Genomic DNA, 4,005 nt, shown 5'->3' with positions numbered 1-4,005 from the left:
GCCAGTACACGCACGCCTGTTACAGCGACATCCCGCACCTGTTCTCGGGGCGCGGCTTCGCGGACGGCGGGCGCCCGTACCTGGACCCGATCCCGCAGGGTTCGGCGGACATGCAGTACCTGGAGTACCCGGTGCTGACCGGTCTGTTCATGCAGATCGCGGCCTGGCTGACCACCCACAACGGCGACATGATGAGCCGAGAGCAGTGGTTCTGGCTGGTCAACGCCGGAATGCTGATGATCTGCGCGGTGGTCGCGGTGGTCGCGGTCTCCCGCACCCAGCGCCGCCGCCCGTGGGACGCGCTGCTGTTCGCCCTCGCGCCGTGCCTGGCGCTGGACTCCACCATCAACTGGGACCTGCTCGCGGTGGCGCTGGCCGCCGTGGCGATGGCGTACTGGTCCGGGTCCCGGCCGGTGTGGGCGGGTGTGTTCATCGGTCTGGCGACCGCGGCCAAGCTCTATCCGGTGCTGCTGCTGGGCCCACTGCTGGTCCTGTGCCTGCGGTCCGGGAAGTGGAAGGAGTTCGGCCTGGTCTTCGGCGGCACCGCCGGTTCCTGGCTGATCGTCAACGTGCCGATCATGCTGGCGAACTGGAAGGGCTGGCTGACCTTCTACAGCTTCAGCCAGGTCCGCACCGAGGACTACGGCTCGTTCTGGCTGATCCTGATGCAGGCCGTGCGCAACGGGCAGCACCTGGAGAGCCTGAACACCTGGATCGCGGGCCTGCTGGTGCTCAGCTGCCTGGCGATCGGCTGGCTGGCGATCAGCGCCCCGCGCCGTCCGCGCTTCGCCCAGCTGGCCTTCCTGGTGGTCGCCGCCTTCGTGCTGACCAACAAGGTGTACTCGCCGCAGTACGTGCTCTGGCTGATCCCGCTCGCGGTGCTGGCCCGGCCGCGCTGGCGGGACTTCCTGATCTGGCAGGCCTGCGAGGTGCTGTACTTCCTCGGCATCTGGTCGTACCTGGCCTACAACGGCGACGCCAAGCACCACGGCATCGACCTGCAGTGGTACCACTTCGCGATCGCCCTGCACCTGGTCGGCACCCTGTACATCTGCTACCTGGTGGTCCGCGACATCCTCTACCCGGACCGCGACCCGGTGCGCTGGGACGGGAGCGACGACCCGTCCGGCGGCGTGCTGGACGGCGCCCCGGACCGGTTCGTGCTCGGCTCGGCCCGCGGCTTGCGCGAGGAGGCGAGCTACGCCGAGTACGCCCCGCAGGGCGAGGCCGACTGGCTGGTCGAGTCCGAGCCCGCCCCGCAGCCGAAGTAGCTTCGCAGGAACGCCGAAGCCCGACCGCCTCCCCGGCGGTCGGGCTTCGGCCGTTGCGGCGGCAGCCTCAGCGTTCGACCACCCGGTCGAAGTGGGTGGTGGTGTGGCGGACGGTCAGCGCCAGTTCGTCGCCGACCGCGGGCGCCTTGTGCTCGCCGGGCAGGAACAGGATCGACACCTGCATGTGCGGCGGTTCGGCGAACCACAGCTGCTTGCCCTGCCAGCTGTACGGGGAGAGCGTCCGGTTCAGGGTGGCCAGGCAGGCCCGGGCCAGGCCCTTGAGGCGCTGCAGTGTCCCGTGCACGTACTTGGGAGCCTCCAGGCCGACGCCGTGCGCGGTGCCGCCGCTGACCACCAGCAGGTGGCCGCCGGACGGGGCCTTGTGCTGCCGGTAGCCGTACCGCTCGCCGCGCCCGATCGGGGTGACGTCCAGGACGGTGGCCCGGGAGGACATCGCGCCCACGTCGCCGAGCCACAGCCGGGTGCCGATCCGGGAGCGGAACTCGGTGTCGGGGTGGCGCTCGGCCAGCCGTCGCACGTCCTTGGCGGCCAGGTGGCTGAGGTAGACGACGTCGGTGGGGAGCCCGGCCGCGCCGATCGCCCGGACCCATTCGGCGACCTCGTCCACCGGGTCGGAGCGGTCCGGCCGGTCCAGCGGCAGGTGCAGCGCGAAGCCCTCCAACGCCAGGTGGCCGACCGGCAGTTCGGGGAGTTCGCCGACCCGGACGCCGTGCCGCCGCATGCCGGTCATGCACTCGATGACCACGCGGGCGCCGGCGGGCAGCGCGGCCAGCGCCTCGGTGTGCGCGACGGTGCGGATCACCCGGTCGGCGGGCAGCTCCGCCTCGGGTTCACCGGCCCGGTACGGGGTGAGCACCAGCAGGTCGCCGGGGAAGGCGTCGGCCGTCGCCGCCGCCTCGTCCGCGGTGCCGACGGCCAGCACGGGGCTGCCCAGCCGGGCCGCCTCCTCGGCGAGCCGCCGGTTGCCGAAGCCGTAGCCGTTGCCCTTGGCGACCGGGACCAGCCCGGGGAACTCGGCCAGCAGCCCGCGCTGGTGCGCCCGCCAGCGGTCGCCGTCCACGTACATCGTCAGGGTCATCACGTTCTCCCTGTAAAGGTCCGACCTGAGCTCAGCGGCGCGACATGTAGAGGTCGAGCGCCTTGTGCAGGAGCTTGTTGAGCGGGTAGTCCCACTCGCCGAGGTACTCCGCGGCCTGTCCGCCGGTGCCGACCTTGAACTGGATCAGCCCGAACAGGTGGTCGTCCTCGTCCAGCGTGTCGCTGATGCCGCGCAGGTCGTAGACGCTCGCGCCGAGCGCGTACGAGTCCCGGATCATCCGCCACTGGACGGCGTTGGACGGCTTCACCTCGCGCTTGTGGTTGGCGGAGGCGCCGTAGGAGTACCAGACGTGCTCACCGACGGTGAGCATGGTGGTGGCGGCCAGCGGTTCGCCGTCGTGGTAGGCGAGGTAGAGCCGCATCCGGTTGGGGTCCTCGGCGGTGAGCGCCTTCCACATCCGCTGGAAGTAGGACAGCGGGCGGGGGGTGAAGTGGTCGCGTTCGGCGGTGGTCACGTACAGCTTGTGGAAGACCGCGAGGTCCTCGTAGCCGCCCTGGACCACCTCGACGCCGGTCTTCTCCGCCTTCTTGATGTTGCGCCGCCACAGCTGGTTGAAGCCGCGCTGGACGTCGTCCAGCGAACGGCCGCCGAGCGGGACCTGGAACACGTAGCGGGGCTGCACGTCACCGAAGCCGGCGCCGCCGTCCTCGCCCTGCAGCCAGCCGGAGCGGCGCAGGCGTTCGGCGGCCTCCAGGGCGCGCGGCTCGGACCAGTCCGGCTCGACGTCGCGCAGCCGCTTGGCCTCCTTGGAGGCGATCGCCTCCTTGATGGTGGCGGCCTCCCAGCGGCGGACCACCACCGGCGGGCCCATCTTCACCGAGAACGCGCCCTGCGACTTCAGGTGCGCCAGCATCGGCTTCAGCCAGCGGTCCAGGTCCGGGTCGAACCAGTCGATGATCGGGCCCTCGGGCAGGTACGCCAGGTACCGCTTCACCTTGGGCAGCTGGCGGTAGAGCACCAGCCCGGCGCCGACCAGCTCGCCCGCGGCGTCGAACCAGCCGAGGCTCTCGGCGCGCCACTCCGCCTTGACGTCCGCCCAGGAGGGCACCTGCATGTGGCTGGCCGAGGGCCGGCTCTGCACGAATGCCAGGTGTTCCTCACGCGTGATCGTCCGCAGACGCAGGCTCATGCTCCGTGCTCCTCCTCGTCAGACTTACCCAGGGTGACCCTATCGTCCGAATGGTCCGATTCGACCGGGAAACGGTCCGACATGGCTGTGCCCCCCCGTTTCGTACCTGCTGAGCACAGGTAGTACGCCGGGAGGGCAGTGGAGGTTGCGCGCCGGTGGTCGGGTTCACCCGGTTCCACCGCGCGCGGGGGTCACCACACGCCCCCGAAGAGTCCGCCGTGCGCCACTCCGAGGAACAGGCCGAACGCGGCGGCGCCCGTCCCGATCACCACCAGGAAGCGCTCGGCCGTGGTGACCGAGACGAACAGGCCGACCATCCCGGTGACGATCCCGGCCAGTCCGGTCCACGAGCTGAGCAGGTGGAGGTTGTAGAAGAACGAGGTGACGAAGGCGACCGCGCCGAGCAGCAGGGTGACCCCGACCAGGGCGTTCTCCCGCGGGTGCGGGTTGCCGTCGGTGTTCAGGGTGAACTGCGGCCGGTGGAC

At 70.8% G+C, this 4,005-nt stretch carries 4 protein-coding genes; 1 reads left to right on the top strand and 3 read right to left on the bottom strand.

The window, feature by feature from the left end:
• Positions 1–1,271 (top strand): glycosyltransferase family 87 protein (locus tag IEZ12_RS13880; protein ID WP_229847521.1); only part of this gene is annotated, 1,271 nt, incomplete at its 5' end.
• Positions 1,272–1,338: 67 nt separating this feature from the next.
• Here the strand turns inward: IEZ12_RS13880 and IEZ12_RS13875 are convergent.
• The 3 genes from IEZ12_RS13875 to IEZ12_RS13865 form a co-directional block, all read right to left on the bottom strand.
• Positions 1,339–2,370: an alanine racemase gene (locus IEZ12_RS13875; RefSeq protein ID WP_189272329.1), complete on the bottom strand. Its 1,032-nt coding sequence runs from the start codon at positions 2,368–2,370 to the stop codon at positions 1,339–1,341.
• Positions 2,371–2,401: 31 nt separating this feature from the next.
• Entirely contained in the window at positions 2,402–3,520 is a 1,119-nt protein-coding gene (locus IEZ12_RS13870; protein WP_043915338.1) for a lipid II:glycine glycyltransferase FemX, read from the bottom strand.
• A gap of 191 nt (positions 3,521–3,711) precedes the next feature.
• A partial coding sequence (locus IEZ12_RS13865; protein WP_229847520.1) for a hypothetical protein occupies positions 3,712–4,005 on the bottom strand: 294 nt, incomplete at its 5' end.

Origin of the sequence: Kitasatospora griseola (genome assembly GCF_014648555.1) — a bacterium.
Taxonomy (GTDB): Bacteria; Actinomycetota; Actinomycetes; order Streptomycetales; family Streptomycetaceae; genus Kitasatospora; species Kitasatospora griseola.
The sequence above is the reverse complement of the archived record's forward strand: the minus strand, read 5'-3'. Positions and strand labels throughout refer to the sequence as shown.

Coding starts and splice junctions, on each gene's coding strand:
- IEZ12_RS13875 (WP_189272329.1), bottom strand. CDS start 2,370: ATGACCCTGACGATGTACGTGGACGGCGACCGCTGGCGGGCGCACCAG.
- IEZ12_RS13870 (WP_043915338.1), bottom strand. CDS start 3,520: ATGAGCCTGCGTCTGCGGACGATCACGCGTGAGGAACACCTGGCATTC.